We start from the raw sequence: 22169 nt of genomic DNA on the forward strand, positions 1-22169 counted from the left end.
TGCAGGGACCCGTCCGGGGGCCCGGTGGAGGAAAAGGGAGGACCGAGTGGAGGGAAGTGGGGTGAAGGTGCAGAACGGGTAGAAGAAAGGTGCGAACCGATCGGCTGTTTCCGGCGTCGAACGGCGCACCTGGCATTTCCCTCGCCCGTACGCTGGGAGGGCACCGAAACGCCAGGTAACGAAACATCCGCTGCTCTAGGTCCGACCCTCACTCCGGGTGAGAATGTGTCGGCCGTCAATCAATGGGGAGGACTCAGGGTGAGCACCACCGCGACCAGCCCGCTGGCAGGAGGCGGAGACTTCGACGAACTGTCCGAAGTCGCCGGCCGCGTCCGCCGCGCGATCGAGCAGGTGATCGAAGGCAAGCCCGACGTGGTCGAGGTCGCCATCACCGTCCTGCTGGCCGAAGGCCATCTCCTGATCGAGGACGTACCGGGCGTCGGCAAGACGATGCTCGCGAAGGCGCTGGCCAAGTCGATCGACTGCAGCGTCCGCCGCATCCAGTTCACGCCGGACCTGCTGCCGTCCGACATCACCGGCGTCTCGGTCTTCAACCAGGAGATCCGCGACTTCGAGTTCAAGCCGGGCGCGGTGTTCGCGAACATCGTCGTCGGCGACGAGATCAACCGCGCCTCGCCGAAGACCCAGGCCGCACTGCTGGAGTCGATGGAGGAGCGCCAGGTCACCGTCGACACCACGACGTACCTGCTCGAGGCGCCGTTCATGGTGATCGCGACCCAGAACCCGATCGAGATGGAGGGCACGTACCCGCTGCCCGAGGCGCAGCGCGACCGGTTCATGGCCCGGGTCTCGATGGGGTACCCCGAGCCGGCGGCCGAGCTGCGGATGCTCGACGGTCACGCGGCCGACAACCCGCTGGCCAACCTGCAGGCCGTCACCGACGGCCAGCAGATCCTCCGGCTGGTGAAGACCGTGCAGTCCGTCCACGTCTCGGAGTCGGTCAAGGAGTACGCGATCGCCCTGGTCGGTGCGACCCGTCGCTCGCAGGAGCTGCGCCTCGGGGCATCCCCGCGGGCAACGCTGCACCTGATCCGGGCAGCTCGGGCCGCGGCGGCGCTGGACTCCCGTGAGTTCGTCCTGCCCGATGACATCCAGGAGCTGGCGGTGCCGGTGCTCGCGCACCGCGTCCTCCCCGCGGCTGAAGCGCATCTCGGTGGGCGCGGCTCAGCTGACATCGTCGCTGGGCTGGTCTCCTCGGTGCCGCTGCCTCGCACACGTCGGGACTGAGCCATGCGGCAGGCTTTGCGCGGGCTGACCACCAGAGGGCGGGCGTTCGTGGCGGCCGGGATCACCGCGTCGCTGTGCGCGCTCCTGCTCGGGCAGAAGGACCTGTTGCGCGTCGGCATCCTGCTCGTCGCGCTTCCGGTCGTCGCCGCCCTGGTCGTCGGCCGCACCCGGCTGCGGCTGCAGGTCCGCCGCAGCCTCACCCCGAACCAGATCCCGGTCGGGACCCAGGCCACCGTCGAGCTCACGTTGAGCAACGAGGGCCGGATGCCGGCCGGGTTGCTGCTGCTCGAGGACCGCATTCCTTATGTACTGGGGCATCGGCCCCGGTTCGTGGTCGACCGCGTCAGCCCGAACTGGCGTCGTACCGTCTCGTATCCGGTGAAGTCCGACGTCCGGGGACTCTTCCAGGTCGGGCCGTTGATGCTGACGGTGGCCGACCCGTTCGGTCTGGTCGAGACGAACCGGACGTTCACCCGCAGCCAGCACCTGCTGGTCACGCCGCGGGTCTACAAGCTGCCTGAGATCCGGCTGGGTGCGGACCGGGCCGGCTCGGGTGAGAACCGGCCGCGCGCGATCGCCTCGGCGGGTGAAGAGGACGCGACCGTCCGCGAGTACCGCGACGGCGACGACCTGCGCCGAGTGCACTGGCGCTCGACCGCACGCCGCGGCGAGCTGATGGTGCGCCGGGAAGAGCAGCCCTGGCAGAGCCGGTGCTCGATCTTCATCGACGCACGGACGATCTCCCACCACGGTCACGGACCGTCGTCCAGCCTGGAGTGGGCGGTCAGCGCGGCCGCCTCGATCGGCGCCGACCGGATCCGCCGCGGCTACGCGACCACCATGCTCGGCGGACCGACCACCCTCTCGGCGATCAACCATCGTTCATCGACGGCCGTCCACCAACCACTGAGCTCGCAACAGTTGCTCACCGAGTGCGCGACCGTCGAGGAACACCGGTACGCCGAGATCGGGCCACTGCTCACCGTCGACCGGCACACCCAGGAGCCGAGTCTGGTGATCGCGATCCTCGGCGCTTGCACCGGTGACGACATCACCGCACTCAATCGCTGGCGGACCAGCCAGGCCACCGGCGTCGCACTCGTGCTCGACGCAGCCAGCTGGGCGGTCGGCGCCGAGGCGACCGAGAAGGCTGCCCGGCTGACGGCTGCCACGGACGCCACCGAGAGCGAGCTGCGCCGGAACGGCTGGCGAGTCGCCAGAGTCCAGCGCGGCGACCAGCTACCCACTGTGTGGTCCGGCCTCGGACTACGAACCGGGAGAATCGCATGACGGTTCTGATTCTGGAGGCCCCATGACCGGACACGCTCGGATCTCACTCGCCGCCTGGGCAGCCACCGTGCTCGGATCGCTCGTCCTGACGCCTGTGTTCTCCGGGCCGTTCCTGTTCATCAGTGCGTTCCTGTGCGCGATCATCACCGGCGTCGGCGTGCTGCTGCAGAACCTGCGCGCGCCACGGGTCGTCGTACCGATCGTGCAGTTGCTCGTGCTCGTCGAGCTGCTCTCCTTGTTCTTCCTGCACGACACCATGAAGTTCGGCCTGGTGCCCACCGGCGGGACCGCGATCGAGTTCAACTCACAGCTGGTCAACGCGATGAGCTCGATCAATCAGTACAGCGCTCCGCTGCCCCCGGACGGGAACCTGCTGCTGTTCGCCACCACGGTGATCGCGGTCACCGGTCTGCTGATCCATGTCATCGCCGTCCAGTTGCGGCAGGCGGCCTGGGCCGGACTGTTGCTGCTGATCATGTACACGGTGCCGGCCGCGACCGTGCACGGCGGACTGCCCGCACTGCTCTTCATCCCGCCCGCGGTGGGCTACATCGTGTTGCTGTCGGCAGAGGGCCGCAGCCGGCTCAGCCGCTGGGGCCGACGGATCTCCGGCGTCTCCCATCTGGACGCGGCCGAGCCGGTCGAGGCCTCCGCCCTCGGCCAGGCCGGGCGACGGATCGGTCTCAGCGTGGTCGCCTTGGCCGCGTTGATTCCCGCCCTGCTGCCGGCCCTGCCGGAAGGTGTCATCGGCAACGGTCTGGCCGGTGGCGGGACCGGCGGCACCGGCATCGGAACCTCGATCTCGACCACCGACCCGATGCTCGACATGGGCAAGAACCTCAAGCAAGGGGCGAACAACGTCGCTCTGACCTACAAGGGCGGTCCGTCCGGCGGCACCTACCTGCGGCTGACCGCGCTCGACCAGTTCGACGGCAACACCTGGCGGATCTCCGACCGCGGCAAGGGCCGCAAGATCGACGACGAACTGGTCCCGCCGGGTTACACCGGTGATCGGAGCCAGCTGCCGAAGGTCAAGATGGAGGTCGAGGTCGGCAAGTACTTCCGGTCCCAGTTCGCCCCGATCCCCTACCCGGCCCAGTCGATCTCCCTGCGCCGCGACTGGGCGTACAACGTCAGTTCGCTGGATGTCTTCTCCTCCGACGGCGCTGTCGTCAGCGGCAAGAAGTACACGGTGACCTCCTACGACCTGCGGCCGACCGAAGCGCAACTGCGCAACGTCATCTCCCGCGGGGCGCCGGACCAGTTCACCGATCAGGTCCCGCGCGTTCCGCAGAAGATCAAGGATCTGGCCCTCCAGGTCACCGCGGGTACCGACAACAACAAGTACGCCCAGGCGGTGGCCCTGCAGAAGTACTTCCGCACCGACGGTGGCTTCACCTACAGCACCGCGAACCAGCGCGGCAGCGGCATGAAGGCGATCGAGGACTTCCTGCTCGAGAACAAGACCGGGTACTGCGAGCAGTTCGCCACCGGCATGGCGCTGATGGCACGGCTCGTCGGCATCCCGTCCCGCGTCGGCATCGGCTTCCTGCCCGGCCAAGCCGGCAAGGACGGTCAGTACACGGTCCGCATGCACGACATGCACGCCTGGCCCGAGCTGTACTTCGAGGGTATCGGCTGGGTGCGGTTCGAACCGACCCCGGCCGCCCGGGTCGCGAGTACGCCGGACTGGACGGTTCCGTCGCCGGACTCGGCCAACCCGACCACGGCGCCGACCACCGTGCCGACCACGCCGGGCCAGACCGAGGACCCGAACATCTCGAAGCCCAACAACGGTCGCGATCAGACCGACCTCGGCGGTGGCGCGGCCTTCGACAGCGGCAACTGGTTCACCAACGGTGGGGCGCGGACGATCGGGATCGTGGCGCTCGTCGTACTGGTGCTGCTGATTCCGTGGATCCTGCGCAGCCTGAACCGGCGGAAGCGGTTCAGCCGGCCGCCGAGCCGCCTCGCGGCGGAAGGGCTCTGGTCGGAGATCCGCGACACGTCCCGCGACCTGGGCCTGGACTGGAACGACGTCGCGACGCCACGCCAGTCCGGCGAATGGCTGATCACCAAACTGCCCGATGAGGCACATCCGTCGGCGCTCCGGCTTGCCCGCAGTATCGAAGCGATGCGGTACGCCGGCGCTGCCGACCTGGACGTGGACCTCCGCCCGGACACGTCAGCGATCCGTAAGGCACTGTGGAAGCAGGCCACGGCTCGTCGTCGCTGGCGCGCCCGGCTGCTGCCGCCGTCGTGGCGCTGGTACTTGAGCCGCGGGACCACGGAGGCGTCCGACCTGCTGGACGAGTTCGACCTGCTGCTGGCCCGGCTGCGGAGCACGATCCTCCGCCGCCGGCACGCCAACTAGATCAGCCCACCAGCCAATTCAGGGATGGCAAAAGAACCGCACCCGAGTCCACCAGGGAGTCGGGTGCGGTTCTTGCGTAACGCCTTCGATTCTTGCGTAACGCCTTAGAGGTCTTCGTCGCGCCGGCGGCGCCAGCGGTCTTCCATGCGCTCCATGAAGCTGCCGGAGGAGTCGTGTTTGGTCCGGTGCCGCTTCGAGGACGGCGGCGGGGGCGGGAGATCGTCCGCGTCGCCCGCGTTGCTGATCCGCTTCATACTCAGCGCGGCGATGTACAGGCAGGCGACCATCATCACGAAGCCGATGACTCCGATGATGGTGTTGGGGAGGATCGCGCCGGTCATCAGCACCACGATGCCGAGCACGAACCCAACACCGGCGAGCACTGCCCGCCGCTTGTAATAAGCGCGCACATTCGTCCCTCGCATGGCGGAGACGAACTTCGGGTCTTCCGCTGCCAGGGCGCGTTCGAGCTGCTCGAACTGGCGCTGCTCTTCTTCCGAGAGGGGCACCGTCGATCCCTCCATGGTGAGCGCGATCTCGATAGGCCACCTTCAGTCTAGGCCGCGCCAGCGTCACACGAAACCCTGACCGCCTGTCCCGCGCGTCACGGTCCCGCAACTCCCCCCATCACACTGCCCCCGAACCCGCCACCCGGCGGCGTGTCAGCACCCCTTCGGGCACCTCAGAACGCTCAGATCCGTCCCGGAACCGCTCCCGGAACAGATACTGCGTGATCAACCACACTCCGCAACCGTCACCCGATTGCGTGGCCTCTGAGAGGTCAGCGAGTGGCGAGAATGTGCAGCTGCGTGGCCAGCGCCCGGAAAGCTGGGTGCTGGCTGGCAGTTCGCTCCAACTCGGCGAGCGACTCGGCCGCCCCCGGTTCGGAGTCCACGAACGCCGACGGAACCAGATCGGCGAACGTCCGCACCCCGTGCACGGTGTGCACCATGAAGCCGGCATCCGCGAGCTGCGCACTGATCCCGGCCTCGTCGAACCGGCGCGGCATCGGATCGTTCGCACCCCAGCGACCATCCGCATCCTGCAACGCAACCCGCGCCTCGGTCAGATGACCGGCCAGCGCCCGGGCGAGCACCACCGCGTTGCGCTGGGCAACAAGCAGACTCAGTACGCCGCCCTCCCGCAACACCGAGGCCATCGCCTGCAAGGCCTGCACGGGATCGTCGACGTACTCGAGCACGCCGTGACACAGCACGGCATCCGCACTCGACTCCCCCGCCAACCCGGGAAGCTCGGCGGCATCACCCTGCACTCCCCGAACCAGCTCGCTGACACCTTCGTCACGAGCCCGTCGCTCCAGCGACGCCAACGCGTCCGGGCTCGGATCGACGACCGTCACCCGGTGTCCTTCGACGGCCAGCGGCACCGCGAACCCACCGGTGCCACCACCCAGGTCCACGATGTCCAGCCCCGCTCCAGGATCGACCCGGCCCCGCCCCGCCAACGCAACGCGCAGAGCCTCGCCCACCAGCGCCGTCCGCACGGCCCGCCGCCGCCGATCCACCATCACGCAAACCCTTCCACGACACCAACCCCCGACGCGCCACACCCTACTTCCCGCCTCGCCACAACCGGCAAACCCCGTTCTGCCGGTGACCGACCGCCGGTGACCGAAGCCAGCGTGCCGGCCGGCAGAAAATTGGACGGATCTCCCCTCAATGTGCTGGTTCTCCCCTCAAAATTTGAGGGGAGAACCGTCAACCTCAACGGAGATCCCCTCAAATTCCGCCGGGGCGTGGGCGGTCCAGTCGGGCACGGGTGTGCAGACGGACTGTTAGTAGGCGGCCGGAGCGGTCGTGCTGCACGCATGGCAGAGGGATTGAAGGAGGCGGCTGGTAGGCGCACTGACAGTCGGTGTGTACGCGACCATCTCAGCTGCGCTCAAAGTCGTCAGCCAGAGCACCCCTTGAGCACCCATCCGCCCGACACCCGCCGGAACGGTTGAACCGTGCTCAAGGCCGCACCAGCACACCTTGAGCACCCCGCAACCACCGCCCGACCCCACAAACGGCTGAACCGTGCCCAAAGCCGCCGCACCAGCACACCTTGAGCACCCCCCAACCACCGCCCGACCCCACCAACGGTCGAACCGTGCCCAAAGCCGCCACACCAGCACACCTTGAGCACCCCTCAACCGCCCGACACCCGCCGGACCCCACCAACGGTCGAACCGTGCCCAAAGCCGCCGCACCAGCACACCTTGAGCACCCCGCAACCGCCCGACACCCGCCGAAACGGTTGAACCGTGCTCAAGGTCGGTGCGGGTGCGGGGGCCGTGAGCGGGTGGGCAGTGGGGGGCATGAGTCAGCCCATCACCCCGCGCCTGTGGGGTGATGGGCTGACTGCTGGGCGGCGGTTAGCTGGCTTGCATCCAGGGTTGGGCCAGGACGGAGGCCGGGTCGGTGGTGGCGGTGAGGGCCGGGGTGGTGGAGAGGCGGAGGCTTGCTTCCACCTGGGCGTAGAAGGTCTCGACGGCGCGGATGAGGTCGTCGGCCTCGCGGGTGGTGACGGAACGCTCGAGGCCGGCCTCGGCGGCGGCGCGCTGGGCGGCGCCGGCGGCGAAGAAGGTGGCCCACTCGGCGAACTCGGGAGCCACCTCGGCGAGCAGGACCCACGCGTTGCGCTGGGCTCGCCGGCGGCTGCCGGAGCGGACCGGGCGGGCACGGACGGCAAGGACTGCGGCCGCGACCCGGAGGCCTGCGATGTGCGCGCTCGAGTAGCGGAGCAGGTGGTCGTTCGTGTCGATCGCCTCGGCCAGGGCGGCGCGGGCGCGGGACAGCTCGCGGCCGGCTGCGCCGGCGGCGATCGGAGACACCGGAGAAACGGTCATCGGTCGGTCACCCTTTCCAGTTGCCAGCGGCCGGAGTCCGGGTCGTGCGCCAGGTCGAACAGCTCCCGCCGTCCGTGCCGGCCACAGCCCGCCTCCACTCGGTACACCGCGCGCCGCGGACCCCAGTCCGCGTCCAAGACACCAACGGCGGCCGGGCTGTTCGCCATTCCCGAGCCGGCCGGGTGGGCGTCGAACATGCCGGCGGCGGCCATCACGGCGCCCACGGTCGCCATCCCGGGCGCGCACTCTTCCGGGGTCCCGGCGGGGGCGTAGGTGGCGGCGCCCCCGCCGGGAGCGTGCGTGGCGACGCACTCGGCGCGGGAACGGGGATGCACCGGCGTCGCCACGCGGTTCGGAACCCGCTGCGACCAGGGGCCGCGGCGGTCGTCGACCAGCCGGTCGTCGTACGAAGAGGTGCCGATCACGCCGCGCTCCCACCAGGCGGCGGTCTCGGTCCAGTGCGCCTGCACGGAGCAGACCCGCCACAACCGGCCACGCCAGAGGAACTGCTCAGGAGACTCGACGCCGTCCACGACACCCGAACGCACCTCGACGGCCTCGTCGAACTCCCACATGCTCCATCGCCTCCTGTGAACGAACTGCCCATTGCGTCCATGACCGGCACTGCGCCGATGACCGGCATCGACGGCGGGGTCGGAGTCCCGATGGGCGGGACCGTGATGGGGGTCGAGGTCCACCACGGCGCCCGGCCCATCGGGAGCACCGGATCCCGATGCGGCCGCAACTCCGCACCGGGGCCGTCCAGCTGCCCGGGTCACCTCCGGCCGGTCTCCCGACGAGGCCGGACCGAAGGTAATCGAACATCTGTTCGAACACTTGAAGAGTAGCGTCGCCCGGCGGCAATCGTCAACGCCCCGTAAGCCCGGCGCGCCGCCGCGCGACCGATCCGGCCCACAGACTTGAGGCACCCCACCGAGAGGACGGTCCATGAAGCGGACAGCACTGGTCGCCACGGCGGCGGCCGCCGTGGTCGTGGCGGCAGCGATCGCGCTGCCGCTCTTCCAGCCCTGGCGGCTGCTCACCGGCAAGGTCGTCGACGAGGCGCTCCCCAGCGCTTCCCCGAGTGCTGTTCCGATCTCCATGAAGCCATCGTCGACGACGCCACCGACAGTTTCCGGAGCGCCGAAGCCGGCAGCCGCCAGCACGGTCCGGGCCAAGGGCACCTTGATCTCGCACGAACACGGCACCTCGGGCAGCGCCGCCGTACTGCGGCTTCCGGATGGCTCCCGCGTACTACGGCTGGAGAATCTCGACACCTCCGACGGTCCTGATCTGAGGGTCTGGCTCAGCGACGCCGAGGTGCGGCCCGGTCGGGCCGGCTGGCACGTCTTCGACGACGGCCGCTACCGCTCGCTCGGTCGCCTGAAAGGCAACCAGGGCAATCAGAACTACCCCATCCCCGCCGATGTCGAGCTCGCCGACTTCCGCAGCGTCGCCATCTGGTGCGACCGATTTAATGTGTCTTTCGGGGCAGCACCCCTGAAATAAGCTCCGGAGGGTGAGCAATCATTCCAACGTGCAACGCGTCGCCGACGCACTCCAAGCAGCCGGAGCCACCGGTGCGATCAAGATTCTGGACGAGGCGGTCCCGACAGCCGCGGCCGCTGCGGCCGAGCTGGGTTGTGCGGTCGGCGCGATCGCGAACAGCCTGATCTTCGACGGCGACGGCACACCGGTCCTGATCCTGACCTCGGGCGCGCACCGGGTCGACACGGCGAAGGTCGCCGCCGAGCTCGGCATCACCAAGCTGCGGCGCGCGACACCGGAGTTCGTGAAGGAACACACCGGTCAGTCGATCGGCGGAGTGGCGCCGGTCGGCCACCCCGCGCCGGTGCCGACGTACGTCGACACCGCACTGCAGCAGTACGACGTGATCTGGGCGGCCGCCGGCATTCCGCACTCGGTGTTCCCGACGAGCTACACCGAGCTGCTCAGCCTCACCGGGGCGACCCAGATCACCGTCAACTAACTCAGAACGCCGGCTTGATGTCCACGTCGGCGGCCCGGACGTAGAACATCCGGTGGCCGAACCAGATCTGGTAGTAGCGGTCCTTACCCAGCACCTGGACGTGGTCGCCCGGCGTGGTCGTGTCGAACGTGACGGCCCGGTAGTAGTCGGTCTCGATGGACGCATCGCTCAACGGATAGGACTGCCCCGCACCGATCGTGTACTGCAGCGGCGTGACGGTCTGGTACGGAATACCCGTCGGGTACGCCGCCTGCTCCGGGTACGCGCGTCCGTACACCGGCACGGATGCCTTGCCCTCCTTCGGCTTCACCACGAGCCCCGGCTTCGCGAACGCGTCCGGTGCCGACTGTGGGCTCTTGAACCAGCCGATCGCCCCGAGGTACCAGACCCCGACCCAGTCACCCTGGCGCTGCGCCACGACGTACTGCGAGCCGGCCGCGACGCGAGCGCCGTGGTCGGAGACCTGTGTCGTGCTGTCGGAGCCGTCCGGCCGCAGACCGAGGTCCTTGACCAGCGGTGCGTTGTCGTCCGGCGCTTGGCGCAGGTAGACGAAGTTGGTGCCCTGGGCCGGACAGGCGGTGCCTGCCGTCGTGCAGCCGGTGACGACCTGTGCGTTGCCCGCGAAGCCCGGCTTGATGGTGACGATCGAGCCGGCCTTGACCGGGAAGATCGAGTGCCCGTAGATCGGCGCACCGAGCAGGTCGAAGTAGTGCTCCCAGTCCCAGTACGGGCCCGGGTCCCAGTGCATGCCGCGGACGGTGGTGGGCAGGGTGCCCGGCACCTGGTCGTGGCCGATGATGTGCGCCCGGTCGAGCGGGATGTGGTTCTTGGCGGCCAGGTACTTCACCAGCTTGGCCGAGTTGCGGTAGAGCGACTCGGTGTACCAGGTGGCGCCCTGGGCCGCGAAGCCCTCGTGCTCGATGCCGATGCTGTGCATGTTGATGTACCAGTTGCCGGCCTGCCAGGCGACGTCCTTCGCCTTCACGTGCTGCCAGACGTGGCCGTCGGACGAGCGGATCGTGTACTGCCAGCTCACGTACGTCGGGTCCTGCACGAGGTTGATCGTGCCCTGCCAGCCACCCTCGGTGTCGTGGATGATGATGTAGTCGATCTTGCCGGTCTTCGGCCGGTTGGCCAGGTCATGGTTGCCATAGTCACCGGCGCCGAACTCGGCGTACGGGGCGGGCAGCCACTCACAATCCAGTGCGGCCGGACACTCGACATCGGAGTTCGACTGCTTCACTCCAGCCGGCAGTGCCAGCTTGGTGGCCTGCGCCTTGTCCGGCGCGACACTGACGGCCGGCATCACGATCTGCTGCCCGGTGTTCGTCGTACGGGCCGCACCGCGGGCCATGATCGAGTAGACGTCATCCGCGAAGGCTGCGGCGCCTGCACGGTCTGCCGCCTCGGCGTACGACGCCACAGCGCCGTACCACTGGGCTGCTGACGTGTCCGAGCCGACAGGAAGGCCAAGCGACCGCTGGTACGACGCAAGCAGCGCAGCACCGCCGGTGATGTTGGCAACCGTGTCGGTGCGCAGAGCGACCGGGTCCAACCCGGTCAGCTGGGACGCCTTGTACAGCGTGCGCAGCGAGTCGACCTTGGCCACCTTCTGCTTACCGGACAGGTCGGCCACGGTGCTCGGGTCGACAGCGGTGAGGTGCATCGGGCCGTAGCCACCGGAGGAGCTCGACGCGCCCTGGTGGTCGTCCCAGCGGCTCTCCGCATACGACACCGCGAGCAGCACGGACTCCGGTACGCCGTACTTCGCAGCTGCGACGCTGTACGCCGACGCGGCGACGCCGGCCGGATCCGGTGGTGCGGCGGCCGCGGGCGGCCCACCTGACGACACGCCGGTCACGGTGATCGGCAACGCTACCGCCACAAGTGCGGCGAGAATCTTCGAACGACGGAGCATGTGGTTTTCTCCTGACCCGAGGGCGGGGCTGCCGGTCACACAGGCTGGCATTCTGATCACTGTTAGTCGAGGCGACCCGCGATGTCAACGGTTTACCAAGACTCGCCCTTCAGAGGTTCGATTCTGACGAAAAGGTATCCAGGTGGAAGCACTGCCGTTGGCGTTCACAGCGGGCTGGGCCAGTGGGGTCAACGCCTACGCCTGTGTGCTGATTCTCGGGCTGCTCGGCCGGTTCGCCGGAGCTGAGGACGTCCCCACCGCACTGACCGGCAACGGCGTGCTGATCGCCGCCGCCGTGCTGTTCGCCTTCGAGTTCGTCGCGGACAAGATCCCGTACATCGACTCGGCCTGGGACGCGATCTCGACCGTGATCCGGCCGACCGTCGGAGCCGTCATCGCGGCGCTGATGTCGGGCGAGGCCGGCACCCTTCACCAGGCGGTGATCGTGGCCACCGGCGGTCTCACCGCACTGCTCTCGCATGCGGTGAAGTCCAGCCTCCGGCTCGCGATCAACACCTCCCCCGAGCCTGTCACCAACATCGCTGCCTCCTCCGGTGAGGACGTCGCCGTCGCCGGTGTGATGTCACTGGCGGCCTTCCACCCGGAGATCGCGCTCATCATCGCCGCGGTCCTGCTGCTGCTCGGGCTGATCGGTGTGTACGTCGCCTTCCGGTTCATCCGGCGCGGCTGGCTGCGGTTCAAGGCCTGGCGAGACAAACGCGGCAATCCAGCGACCGGGAGCAGTGCTGCCTGATGTCCGACGTGATCGTCATCGGGGCCGGCCTCGCCGGTCTCGCGAGTGCCGTGCGACTGGCCAAGCAAGGGCATAGCGTCACCATCTGCGAGCAGGACGAGCGGCTGGGCGGTGTCCTCGGCCGCATCGAGGCCGACGGCTTCCAGTGGGATGCCGGAGCCGCCAGTACGACGCTCCCGGCCGCCCTGCGCGACCTGTTCCGCAAGAGCGGCCGCCCGATCGAGAGTCTCGTCAACTTGGAGCCTGTGCTCGACGCACGTCGGCACATGTTCGCTGACGGCTCGGTGCTCGACCTGCCGCTGAATGATCGCGGTACCCAGCACGAGGCCTGGACCGACCTGGCCGGTGCAGCAGTGGCCCAGCAGTGGACCGATCTGGTCGACGGCTACGGCGACACGTGGCAGCTACTGCGCAAGACGTCACTCGAACCGCCGCTGGAGAGCAAGCTGCCTCTCAGCGCAGTGCGCGCGCTCAAGCCGTGGCAGTCCCTGGAGAAGGTCGCCCAGCGCCACCTGTCCGACGAGCGGGCCCGCTCCGTACTGCGGCACTTCGCCGCCCAAGGCGGATCCGATGCATCACTCACTCCCGGCTATGTCGGAGTGTGGTCCTACCTGGAGCGCACATTCGGCCGGTGGACCATCCCCGGCGGTTTCGGTGCGATCGCTGACGCACTGGTACAGCGAGCCAGCGAACGCAAGATCACTGTCCGCACCAACGCCACCGTCGTCGCTGTCACCACAAACCGCGGCACTGTGACCGGCGTCCGCCTCGCTGACGGCGAGGAGTTGGCTGGAGATGTCGTAGTCAGCGACATCGACCCACAGGTGCTCTACGGACAACTGGTCGACGACTCAGCAGCCAAGAAGGTGCGCAAGCGCGTTCTGGCGACCCACCAAGCCCAGGCGGCGTACGTCGTCCACCTCGGTCTCCAGGAGCCTCTACCGGCCCTGCCGTTCGAGACCGTCCTGCACGGTACGCCGACGGTCGTGGTGCGCACCGGCGGTCAGGCACCGGCCGGACACCAGGCCTGGTCGGTCCTCGTCCACGGCTACCCCACGGACGACGTACTGGATCTGCTGGTCGCTCGTGGTCTCCACATCCGGGACAAGGTGGTCTCCCGCCAGGTGTCCCCGTCATGGTGGGCCGGAGTGGCATGGGAGGGCTACCGGACCGCCCGCCGCCGGGCCGGCAACGTCTCCCCCGTCAAAGGCCTGTACTGCGTCGGAGCCGGCGCCCACCCCGGATCCGGCGTACCCGCCACCACCCTGGGCGCAGCCATAGTTGCTGACGCAATCGGGAAGGCCTGAGCCCCGTCGGCTGTTGGTTCAACACAGCGCCGTAAGATTGGTCGTTCCTGTGTTTCGTGTCGGGGTGGTGCCCGGCGGTAGAGAGGATCTCGGTGGATCAAACCCCCCTGCCGGCCGATGACGAGAATGTCGAGCGGGCTGAGCTGGCGGCTGAGCAACAGCACGTTGACCTGGTGTACGGCCGGGTCGACGTAGCGGCTCGATCGGCATCCCGGATCGCCGTAGACGGTCACGCGCGCGCCCAGGCCCAGAACGTGGGCCGCGTCCGTGACGAGGAGCAGACCGGCCTGTACGAGCGGGACGTGCTGGTGTTCGCAGCCGCCCGCCGGATCGCCGAGCTGGACGCGGAGCACGAGGGCCTGGTCTTCGGGCGGCTCGACTCCGACCATGGCGACGACCAGCCGGCCGCTGCGGCCGCGAGCGAGCTCGAGAAGCTGTACGTCGGCCGGATCGGGGTCCGTGACGCCGAGTACGAGCCACTCGTCATCGACTGGCGCGCACCGGCCGCGGAGCCGTTCTACCGCGCGACCGGAACGGACCGGCTGAAGGTCGTCCGCCGCCGCGTGCTGCGGAACAAGGGTCCGCGCATCATCGGCATCGAGGACGACCTGCTCGCGCCGGAGCGTGCGCCGGGGGATCTGCCGGTGATGGGCGAGGGCGCGCTGATGGCGTCGCTGTCCCGGGCTCGCGGTCACACGATGCGCGACATCGTCGCCACCATTCAGGCCGAGCAGGACAAGGCGATCCGGGCACCTGCCCGCGGCGTCACCGTGATCGGTGGTGGACCGGGCACTGGCAAGACGGTGGTCGCCCTGCACCGCGCGGCGTTCCTGCTCTACAGCGACCGCCGCCGGTTCGAGCGTGGCGGCGTACTGGTCGTGGGTCCGTCGGCTGCCTTCATGGCTTATATCGAGCGCGTCCTGCCGAGCCTTGGTGAGAACACCGTGTCACTGCGCGCCGTCGGTGAGCTGGTGGACGGTGTGAAGGCCACTACGGTCGACGACGCCGATGCGGCCGCGATCAAGGGCTCCTTGCGGATGAGCGGCGTACTGTCGCGCGCTGCCCGTGACCGCGTGCCCAATGCACCGACCACGCTGCGGGTCTTCATCGGCGGTGCCACCGTCGAGGTGGACACCAACCAGCTGGACAACGTACGCCGGAACGCGCTGCGCCGGACGCCGCGCAACCGAGCCGCCGGTGAGGCCCGCAAGGGTCTGGTAGCCGCACTGTGGCAGCGGTTCCCCGAGGACCTGCGCACCGGGGTGTACGCCGACCGTGAAGCGTTTGGTGACCGCGTCACCGACACTCCGGCGTTCCGGACGTTCTTCAGCCAGTGGTGGCCCGTGCTGACGCCCGAGGCCGTGCTGCGCTGGCTCGGCGACGCACGCCGCTTGCAGCGCTGGGCCCGCAACGAGCTGACGCCGGTCGAGATCGACACCCTGGCTGCGGCGATCCGCGGCACGGACGAGTTCACTGTCGCCGATGTGGCATTGCTGGACGAGCTCGGCACGTCCCTGGGTCGTCCGCCGGTCCAGGAGGTCCGCGACGAAGAGTTCGACTGGCTGGAAGGTCTGTCGGACGGTGTGAACGAGGTGCTGACCACCTCGGAGCGCCGTGCCCGCGCGGCGGCTGCTCGCGAGGCCGAGGAGCCGGAGGACTACGCGCACGTCCTGGTGGACGAGGCGCAGGACCTGTCCCCCATGCAGTGGCGGATGGTCACCCGGCGCGGCCCGCAGGCCAGCTGGACGATCGTCGGCGACCCGGCCCAGAGCTCCTGGCCGGACCCGGACGAGGCCCGTGCCGCGATGGACTCGATGCTGTCGCACCTGCAGCGGCACAGCTTCCGGCTGTCCACCAACTACCGGAACTCGGCCGAGATCTACGCGTTCGCCGGTGAGGTGATCCGCCAGACCCTGCCGGATGCCGACCTGCCGAACGCAGTGCGTCAGACCGGGATCGACCCCGAGCACCGGATCTTCGATGCCGGCAAGATCGCCGAGGCCGCCGGCGATGCGGCAGCCGAGCTCCTGCAGCTCGTCGAGGGCACGGTCGGCGTCATCGTGACGCCGGCACAGCGTCCGGCTGTGGAGAGCGTGCTGGCCGAGCTCGGGGACCCTAGAGTGGTTGCACTGACCCCACTGGAGTCCAAGGGCCTCGAGTACGACGCTGTCGTGGTGGTCGAGCCGGACCGGATCGTCAGCGACACGCTGGGCGGTGTTCGGGCGCTATATGTCGTGCTGACCCGGGCGACCCAGCGGATGATTACTGTGAACAGCACAACCCATTGGCTGCCCGCCCGCGCCTCTTAACGAGGAAAGCTGGCTTGTCTTGCCGAAGGTTCTGCGCGCGGCCGCGATCGGCGTTGCCGTCGTATCGCTGGCCGCGCAGCTCACAGTTCCCGCGACAGCCGCACCGGTCAAGCTCAAGTGGGGCGACTGCCCACTGGACTCCGGAGCCGCCCGGCAGACCACGTGCGCGACGCTGAAAGTCCCACTCGACTACGCGAAGCCCAACGGCCGGCCGATCACACTGACCATCTCCCGCGTCGGCGACCTGACAGCATCCCGCGTCCTGCTGACGAACCCCGGTGGACCAGGCGTCCCCGGGATCGGCATGGAGCAGGGCATCCGGGTGTCGTTGTCGCAGAAGCTCTACGACCAGTACGCCGTTCTGAGCTTCGACCCGCGCGGAGTCGGGGACAGCACGCCGGTCAACTGTGGTGACCTGAGTAAGTTCGGCAAGCACCCGTCCGCGCCGTACCGGCCTGCCACTGCTCGACAGGAGCAGGCGCGCGTGCAGCAGGCGAAGGAGGCCGCAGAGCAGTGCGGTCGTAAGGCCAAGGACCTGCTGCCCTACATCACCACCGAGAACGCGGCGCGGGACCTGGACCGGATCCGCATCGCGCTGGGTAGGGACAAGATCGACTACCTGGGCTACTCGTACGGCACCAAGCTCGGTGCGACGTACGCGACGATGTTCCCGCAGCACACCGGCCGGATGATCCTCAACAGCGTGGTCGATCCGCTGACCTCGACGTACCGGCAGACGTTCGCGCAGAACGCCGGCTTCCAGGCGCGGGCCGATGCGATGTTCCAGTGGATCGCTGCGCGGGACAAGACCTACCGCCTGGGCAAGACAGCTAAGGCGGTTCAGGCGAGCTGGCAGAAGGTGCGCACCGACGCAGCCAAGAAGCCGCTGGGCGGACGGGCCGGGATCAACGAGGTGGACGACGCTCTGGTCGGAGCGCTGTACAGCGACGGCCTGTGGTCGTCTATGGCCGATGCGGTCGTCCAGCTCCGCAAGGGCCACTCAGACGACCTGCTGTCGCTCGTCGACCAGTACGGACTGGGGACGGTGGACCCAGGAATGCTGGCCTACAGCTGCACAGACCCGGGCTGGCCGCGCAGCTGGACCAGAGTGCACCTCGACACCACGGTCTCGGACCGCCGGGCGCCACTGGTCGCTTGGGGCAACACGTGGTTCACCGCGCCCTGCATGTTCTGGCCGACGGGACCAGTACCGCAGCGCCGGATCGGCTCCGCGAAGGTGCCGCCGATTCTGCTGATCCAACCGCGCTACGACGCGGCGACACCGCTGCTCGGCGCACGCCGGATGCAGGCGGTCCTGCCCGGCTCACGGATGCTGCTGAAGAACGACGGCAACCACGCGGCGTACCTGACCGAGCAGAACGACTGCGTCAACAGCCGGGCGGAGAAGTACCTGCTCACCGGACAGTTGCCGGCCAACACAACCTGTCCGGCCAGCACCTGAGCCACGAAGGAGCCGTCAGCCGGCCGCCTTGCCACCGACCAGGACGAAGGCGATGACGCAGGGAGCGGCCGAGCGGTTGGACCAGGCGTGGTTGGTGCCGCGCTGGATCAAGACGTCTCCTGCGGACAGGCGAGTCTCCTCCGCGTCGAGCACCGCCCAGATCTCGCCGCTGAGGACGATGCAGTAGTCGAGGGAGTCGGTGGCGTGGATCTGCCGGCGGGCCATCTCTTCACCGGCGGATCCCGCCGGCCGCCAGACGGAGTCCGGGGGAAATTCGACCGTCCGGAAGACCGAGCCTTCGCGTGGCGGAGCCACCGGCAGCGGCTCGGCCGGGAGGTCGACCGCCGGACCTTCGTTGCCCACCGGGGTCTGGATGGTTCGCCACAGTTGCGTGACGACGAACTGGTCTGTGCCCGCCTGGCAACTGACGTGCGGGCTGATGTCGTCGATGGCGATGACCGACTCGTTGTCGCTGTTGAGTGCGGTCACCACACGCCGGATCTTGCGAGTGCTGGGCGCGGGGGTGAGCTCGAGCGACGCGACGAGGTTCTCTGCCATTGGCTGCTCCCTTTCAGAGGGGGAACGGTCAGTCGGGGATGACCGGGAGGAGGAGTGCGAGGGGTGCTCGGTGTCGTGGAAGACGTGGTGGAGCGTCGTCCGGGAACTGCTGATGTGGTACGGCACGTACTCCACGTCGGTGGCACCGGCGACGCCGGTCGGCCGGTCCATGCTGGTGATCTCCAGACAGATCCGATGACCGGCGCGGAAGAGGTTCGCAGTCGCCAGGACCTCGATGTCGTATTCCACGATCTCGTTGGGCACAACGGGTTCCGCGGCCTCGCGAGTGAGTCGGTGGAACGGCTTCCACGGCGTACTGCGGTCCTGGTCGAGGGCCCGGTTCGACGCCTTGAGCCAGCCACGGCTGAGCTCACGCTCCGGCAGGCCGGAGGGGATCTCGAACTCCCCCTCGCGCGCGGTCCGGACCGACGGGTCAGGTCCGACGTCCTTGAGGACGACCATCCAGTTGGTGTCGTCCTGGTCGATCGATGCCCACAACTTGAGCTTGGCCGGCCCCGCGATCAGGACGTCGCGGGGCAGCGGGTCGGTCAGGAACCGCAGCTTCGCGACCTGACGCGTATGGGTGAGTGGCATCTGGACGAACGAGTCCGGCGGGATGAGATCGTCGGCCGAGCCGGGAGTGAACTCCTGGCTGCGCAGTCGTTCCCAGCTGGTCAGGTAGAGCTTCGTCCACTGCGTCTCCGGCAGGGGCCAGTCGGTGCCGGTCCGCCAGTCGTTGAGGCCGCTGACCCAGTACCGAACCGGCGGCTCGTCGAGCATGCCGGTGTCGATGCCCTTCAGCCAGTGGTCGTACCAGCGGACGATCTCGTGGTGCAGACCGTGGAAGGGGCGCTCGAGATGGGTGTGACTGAGGAAGAGCAGCTTCTTCGGGATGTTCGTCAGGTTGCGCCAGTAGCTCTGGGCACCCTGGAGGTGGGTCTTGTAGGTGTAACCGTACCAGCCGGCCCCGGTGTAGACAGGGATCCGGATGTTGCCGAACTCCGCCTCGCTGCGCTCGACCGTGCCGGGCTGTTCGAAGGGATCGATGAGGGTCTCGAAGACGGCCGGCATGTGCTGACCCTTCATGCTCAGCACGTTGAGGATGTGTCCGAACATCCGGTAGTCGGGGTTCGCCATCGCCTCGCGCCACAGCGCGTCTCTGGCTGGCGGCAACTCCCCCGGCGCGCCCTTGTCCTGGTGGAACACCCCGAAGTGGCCGACCAGGTAGCGGAACAGGCTCAGTACGCCGCCGGGGTGTTCTTCCCGGAAGCCGCCGAGCGTCCCGTAGGCACCGCGGGGGTCGTAGGGGAAGATCGCCTTCAGTGCGGGCGGATTCTGCCGGGCGACGTGCATCTGCTCGGCACCGAAGCCGGAGATCCCGATCATCCCGACGTTGCCGTCGCACCACGGCTGGGCGGCGATCCACTCGATCAGGTCGTAGGAGTCGAACTCACGCGAGCCGCCGCCCTCGGACTTGCCGATACCGCGCGGCATGCCGACCACATGGACGTAGCCGCGGGACGTAATGAAGCGGGTGTCCCCGGCCTCGGTCGGGCCCATCCAGAGCGGTGACCACGCCGGCTGCGGCGGCAGTGTCGTCGCCTCCGGCGACAGCAGTTCCTTGTTGTAGATCGAGAACGCCAGCAGCACCGGCAACGGCTCGTCGGTGACCGGGCGGTGCACGTCGACGCAGAGCCGCACCCCGTCGCGCATCGCGACGTAGACATCCGGCTCGCTCACCAGGCCGGAGTGGGTGGCCTCGCGGCGGTAGGCGGTGGGCAGTTCCGGAGAGGGAGCGAGCTCGCTCATCGAGGCATCTCGATTCTTCGGTGGATACGGCGCGATGCAGCGAGAGACTGACATGTAAAGAATTACTGGTCAAGGCCTCACCAGCCGATGAGACTTCCCCGATACCTATGACAGACTTGACATGTTGAAGCCGGCAGAGCAGATTGGCCTTCGGTCCGACAGAAGGAGGTCGCGGTGACGGCGGCGTACCCACCTGGTGATCCCCGCGCGGTGCTGGCCGGCCAGGCCCCGCAGGCGACCGCTCCGCGTCCGGCCGAGGTGTTCGAGCTGTCGGCGGAAGAACCCGATCGAGTACTGCGGAACGGCACCCGCTCGTGGCTCGTGCGAGCTCAGAACTTCTGTCTCGAGGTCACGGCGCTCGTCACCGGCGACGAACTGGCCGAGGCATCGCTCCCCGAGGAGCACATCGTGCTCGTGCAGAGCGGAGCCGTTCGCGTATCGCACGAGGACGACGGTCCGGTGGAAGTCGCCGACCCGTCGGTCGTCATCGTGCCCCCAGGATCGAGCCGGCTCCAGGCCGGTACCGATGCCCTGATCGTCAGATTGTTCTCGGCTCACATGGACCAGGTCGTAGCCCGGGCACGGAACGCGGGCTCCTACCGGACCGCCGACCCGACAGTACGGCGACTGCCGGCACCCGAAATGACGAACAGGCCAGGCCTTCGCGTCCACCGACTGGCCGACGTACCGGTGTCGCCCGGCCGGCTCGGGCGGATCTTCCGGTCCTCGACCCTGATGGTCAACTGGTTCGCCGACGAGCACCAGCCTCGTGATCCGGCCAGGTTGTCGCCGCATTCTCACGACGACTTCGAACAGGGCTCGATCACGCTGGCCGGGGACTTCGTCCATCACCTGCGCACGCCCTGGACCCCGCGGCTGGCCGATTGGCGCGAGGACGAGCATCACCTGGTCACGAGTCCGTCGGTGACGATCATCCCGCCGCCCGTGGTCCACACCACGCAGGGCGTCGGCGAGGGACTTCACCAGCTCGTTGACGTCTTCGCCCCGCCGCGCGCGGACTTCCTCGCCCAGGGCTGGGTCCTGAACGCCGCCGACTACCCCGAGCCGGGCGATCCGTCATGACTGCCGGGAATCTCGTCGGCACGTGGGTGAAGTTCCCGGCCCCGGAAGTCGTGGAGGTCCTCGCCGCGGCCGGGCTCGACGTGGTGGTCATCGACCTGGAGCACGCGACCCTCGACCTGACGACCGTCGCCCGGATGATCGGCGTCGCCCGAGACCGCGGCATCCGGCCGTTCGTCCGGGTGCCCGGCCGGACCGCCCGTGATGTCCAGCCGGTCCTGGACGCGGGTGCGGCCGGCATCGTCGTACCGCACGTGGACGATGTCGCCGCGGCGCGCGAGGCAGTGCAGGCGATCAGATTTCCGCCGCTCGGTCAGCGGGGAGCGAGTCCCTCCGGTCGCGCCGGTGGCTGGGGACAGACGTCCCTGCCCGACTATCTGGGCACCGGGGCGGACGTCTGCGTGGTCGCCCAGATCGAGAGTCTCGAGGGGCTCGACAACATCGGCGCGATCGCCGGCGTACTCGGCATCGACGCCGTCTTCATCGGCGAGGTCGACCTGGCCGCCTCGACCGGGATGGCCGTCGACGTGCCCGCACTCCGGGCCAGGATCAAGCAGGCCGAGGCGGTCTGCCACGCGGGCGGATTCGTGCTGGCCGACGGCGCTGCCGACGGCGCCGAAGCCGCCCTCCGGTTCGCTCGCGGCTACCAGTTGGTGCTGGTCGGCACGGACGTCGGCCACCTCCACCGCAGTACGGCGCAAGCGGTACTCGCCGCGCGGACCGCCGAACCGGCCTCGGCCGGCCCGGTGCGGCCAGGCCCCACGTCGATGACGGCCGACCAGCTGACTGCGTCGGTCGAGCTGACGCGACTCGTCACCGAGGTCTGGTTCGAGATCGACCACACCGACGGCGCTGCGGTCGCTGAACACTTCACCGTAGAAGCCTCCCTGACCATCACCGGCAGCGCCTTGCACGGCAGGGCGGCGATCGACGAGTTCTACCGGTCGCGGCACGCCCGTGGACCGCGGGTCTCGCGGCACCTCGTCACCAACCTGCATTTCCTCGAGGTCGGCGAGCGATCGGCCCACGCGCTCTCGGCGCTCGTCCTGTACGCCGAGGACGGGGCGGCGCCCCGGCGCCAGATGTCCCCCGCGCTGGTCGCCGACGTGTACGACGACTTCGTCCATCAGGACGGTCGATGGCTGATCGACGACCGGCGGATCGTCGCCCAGTTCCTCCCGGAGAACAACACCCTCACCGTCCCGGCCCCGTAGCCCCA

The 22169-nt window shown here is 68.7% G+C and carries 17 protein-coding genes; 11 read left to right on the plus strand and 6 right to left on the minus strand.

Features of this window, described 5'->3' with window-relative positions; translation table 11 throughout:
• Nucleotides 1-258: 258 nt before the first annotated feature.
• The 3 genes from ACFVWG_RS06230 to ACFVWG_RS06240 are packed head-to-tail and all read left to right on the plus strand — an operon-like array spanning nucleotide 259 to nucleotide 4912.
• Nucleotides 259-1248: an AAA family ATPase gene (locus ACFVWG_RS06230; RefSeq protein WP_391542067.1), complete on the plus strand. Its 990-nt coding sequence runs from the start codon at nucleotides 259-261 to the stop codon at nucleotides 1246-1248.
• A gap of 3 nt (nucleotides 1249-1251) precedes the next feature.
• Nucleotides 1252-2538: a DUF58 domain-containing protein gene (locus tag ACFVWG_RS06235; protein ID WP_391542068.1), complete on the plus strand. Its 1287-nt coding sequence runs from the start codon at nucleotides 1252-1254 to the stop codon at nucleotides 2536-2538.
• 22 nt (nucleotides 2539-2560) lie between these two features.
• Nucleotides 2561-4912 (plus strand): transglutaminaseTgpA domain-containing protein, encoded by a 2352-nt coding sequence (locus tag ACFVWG_RS06240; RefSeq protein ID WP_391542069.1) that lies wholly within the window; start codon nucleotides 2561-2563, stop codon nucleotides 4910-4912.
• 104 nt (nucleotides 4913-5016) lie between these two features.
• On the opposite strand, the gene ACFVWG_RS06245 is transcribed toward ACFVWG_RS06240, so the two are convergent.
• The 4 genes from ACFVWG_RS06245 to ACFVWG_RS06260 all read right to left on the minus strand — a co-directional run bounded on the left by ACFVWG_RS06245 (nucleotide 5017) and on the right by ACFVWG_RS06260 (nucleotide 8338).
• Nucleotides 5017-5421 carry a DUF3040 domain-containing protein gene (locus ACFVWG_RS06245; RefSeq protein ID WP_391542070.1) on the minus strand — a complete coding sequence of 135 codons (405 nt, stop codon included), beginning with the start codon at nucleotides 5419-5421 and terminating at the stop codon, nucleotides 5017-5019.
• Between the two features lie 272 nt (nucleotides 5422-5693).
• Nucleotides 5694-6440 (minus strand): class I SAM-dependent methyltransferase, encoded by a 747-nt coding sequence (locus ACFVWG_RS06250; protein ID WP_391542071.1) that lies wholly within the window; start codon nucleotides 6438-6440, stop codon nucleotides 5694-5696.
• An 849-nt stretch (nucleotides 6441-7289) separates the two neighbouring features.
• Entirely contained in the window at nucleotides 7290-7763 is a 474-nt protein-coding gene (locus tag ACFVWG_RS06255) for an SAV_6107 family HEPN domain-containing protein (protein ID WP_391542072.1), read from the minus strand.
• Entirely contained in the window at nucleotides 7760-8338 is a 579-nt protein-coding gene (locus ACFVWG_RS06260; RefSeq protein ID WP_391542073.1) for a DUF6504 family protein, read from the minus strand. The genes ACFVWG_RS06255 and ACFVWG_RS06260 overlap by 4 nt, the downstream gene beginning before the upstream one ends.
• A 373-nt stretch (nucleotides 8339-8711) precedes the next feature.
• Between ACFVWG_RS06260 and ACFVWG_RS06265 the strand changes: the two genes are divergently transcribed.
• Both ACFVWG_RS06265 and ACFVWG_RS06270 read left to right on the plus strand, forming a co-directional pair.
• Entirely contained in the window at nucleotides 8712-9272 is a 561-nt protein-coding gene (locus ACFVWG_RS06265) for a DM13 domain-containing protein (protein ID WP_391542074.1), read from the plus strand.
• A gap of 10 nt (nucleotides 9273-9282) precedes the next feature.
• Nucleotides 9283-9753 carry a YbaK/EbsC family protein gene (locus ACFVWG_RS06270; protein WP_391542075.1) on the plus strand — a complete coding sequence of 157 codons (471 nt, stop codon included), beginning with the start codon at nucleotides 9283-9285 and terminating at the stop codon, nucleotides 9751-9753.
• A 1-nt stretch (nucleotide 9754) separates the two neighbouring features.
• Here the strand turns inward: ACFVWG_RS06270 and ACFVWG_RS06275 are convergent, their stop codons facing one another.
• Nucleotides 9755-11671 carry an N-acetylmuramoyl-L-alanine amidase gene (locus ACFVWG_RS06275; protein ID WP_391542076.1) on the minus strand — a complete coding sequence of 639 codons (1917 nt, stop codon included), beginning with the start codon at nucleotides 11669-11671 and terminating at the stop codon, nucleotides 9755-9757.
• Nucleotides 11672-11813: 142 nt separating this feature from the next.
• Here ACFVWG_RS06275 and ACFVWG_RS06280 point away from each other — a divergent pair, with 142 nt between their 5' ends.
• The 4 genes from ACFVWG_RS06280 to ACFVWG_RS06295 all read left to right on the plus strand — a co-directional run bounded on the left by ACFVWG_RS06280 (nucleotide 11814) and on the right by ACFVWG_RS06295 (nucleotide 17503).
• Nucleotides 11814-12425: a DUF4126 domain-containing protein gene (locus tag ACFVWG_RS06280; RefSeq protein ID WP_391542077.1), complete on the plus strand. Its 612-nt coding sequence runs from the start codon at nucleotides 11814-11816 to the stop codon at nucleotides 12423-12425.
• Entirely contained in the window at nucleotides 12425-13732 is a 1308-nt protein-coding gene (locus tag ACFVWG_RS06285; RefSeq protein WP_391542078.1) for a phytoene desaturase family protein, read from the plus strand. Before ACFVWG_RS06280 ends, ACFVWG_RS06285 begins: the two co-directional genes overlap by 1 nt.
• 92 nt (nucleotides 13733-13824) lie before the next feature.
• Entirely contained in the window at nucleotides 13825-16041 is a 2217-nt protein-coding gene (locus ACFVWG_RS06290) for a HelD family protein (protein WP_391542079.1), read from the plus strand.
• A 19-nt stretch (nucleotides 16042-16060) separates the two neighbouring features.
• Nucleotides 16061-17503 carry an alpha/beta hydrolase gene (locus tag ACFVWG_RS06295; protein ID WP_391542080.1) on the plus strand — a complete coding sequence of 481 codons (1443 nt, stop codon included), beginning with the start codon at nucleotides 16061-16063 and terminating at the stop codon, nucleotides 17501-17503.
• Nucleotides 17504-17518: 15 nt separating this feature from the next.
• Here the strand turns inward: ACFVWG_RS06295 and ACFVWG_RS06300 are convergent, their stop codons facing one another.
• Nucleotides 17519-19870 (minus strand): CocE/NonD family hydrolase, encoded by a 2352-nt coding sequence (locus tag ACFVWG_RS06300; RefSeq protein ID WP_391542081.1) that lies wholly within the window; start codon nucleotides 19868-19870, stop codon nucleotides 17519-17521.
• 174 nt (nucleotides 19871-20044) lie between these two features.
• Here ACFVWG_RS06300 and ACFVWG_RS06305 point away from each other — a divergent pair, with 174 nt between their 5' ends.
• Entirely contained in the window at nucleotides 20045-20953 is a 909-nt protein-coding gene (locus tag ACFVWG_RS06305; protein WP_391542082.1) for a hypothetical protein, read from the plus strand.
• On the plus strand, nucleotides 20950-22164 hold the full coding sequence (locus tag ACFVWG_RS06310; RefSeq protein WP_391542083.1) for an aldolase/citrate lyase family protein: 1215 nt from the start codon (nucleotides 20950-20952) through the stop codon (nucleotides 22162-22164). Before ACFVWG_RS06305 ends, ACFVWG_RS06310 begins: the two co-directional genes overlap by 4 nt.
• Nucleotides 22165-22169: the final 5 nt, after the last annotated feature.

This window comes from Kribbella sp. NPDC058245 (assembly GCF_042882005.1).
Lineage (GTDB): Bacteria > Actinomycetota > Actinomycetes > Propionibacteriales > Kribbellaceae > Kribbella.

Bases quoted from the DNA above. Each gene is read 5' to 3' on its own strand.
- ACFVWG_RS06275 (WP_391542076.1), bottom strand. From the start codon at position 11,671: ATGCTCCGTCGTTCGAAGATTCTCGCCGCACTTGTGGCGGTAGCGTTG.
- ACFVWG_RS06250 (WP_391542071.1), bottom strand. From the start codon at position 6,440: ATGGTGGATCGGCGGCGGCGGGCCGTGCGGACGGCGCTGGTGGGCGAG.
- ACFVWG_RS06300 (WP_391542081.1), bottom strand. From the start codon at position 19,870: ATGAGCGAGCTCGCTCCCTCTCCGGAACTGCCCACCGCCTACCGCCGC.
- ACFVWG_RS06255 (WP_391542072.1), bottom strand. From the start codon at position 7,763: ATGACCGTTTCTCCGGTGTCTCCGATCGCCGCCGGCGCAGCCGGCCGC.
- ACFVWG_RS06265 (WP_391542074.1), top strand. From the start codon at position 8,712: ATGAAGCGGACAGCACTGGTCGCCACGGCGGCGGCCGCCGTGGTCGTG.
- ACFVWG_RS06310 (WP_391542083.1), top strand. From the start codon at position 20,950: ATGACTGCCGGGAATCTCGTCGGCACGTGGGTGAAGTTCCCGGCCCCG.
- ACFVWG_RS06285 (WP_391542078.1), top strand. From the start codon at position 12,425: ATGTCCGACGTGATCGTCATCGGGGCCGGCCTCGCCGGTCTCGCGAGT.
- ACFVWG_RS06240 (WP_391542069.1), top strand. From the start codon at position 2,561: ATGACCGGACACGCTCGGATCTCACTCGCCGCCTGGGCAGCCACCGTG.
- ACFVWG_RS06260 (WP_391542073.1), bottom strand. From the start codon at position 8,338: ATGTGGGAGTTCGACGAGGCCGTCGAGGTGCGTTCGGGTGTCGTGGAC.
- ACFVWG_RS06235 (WP_391542068.1), top strand. From the start codon at position 1,252: ATGCGGCAGGCTTTGCGCGGGCTGACCACCAGAGGGCGGGCGTTCGTG.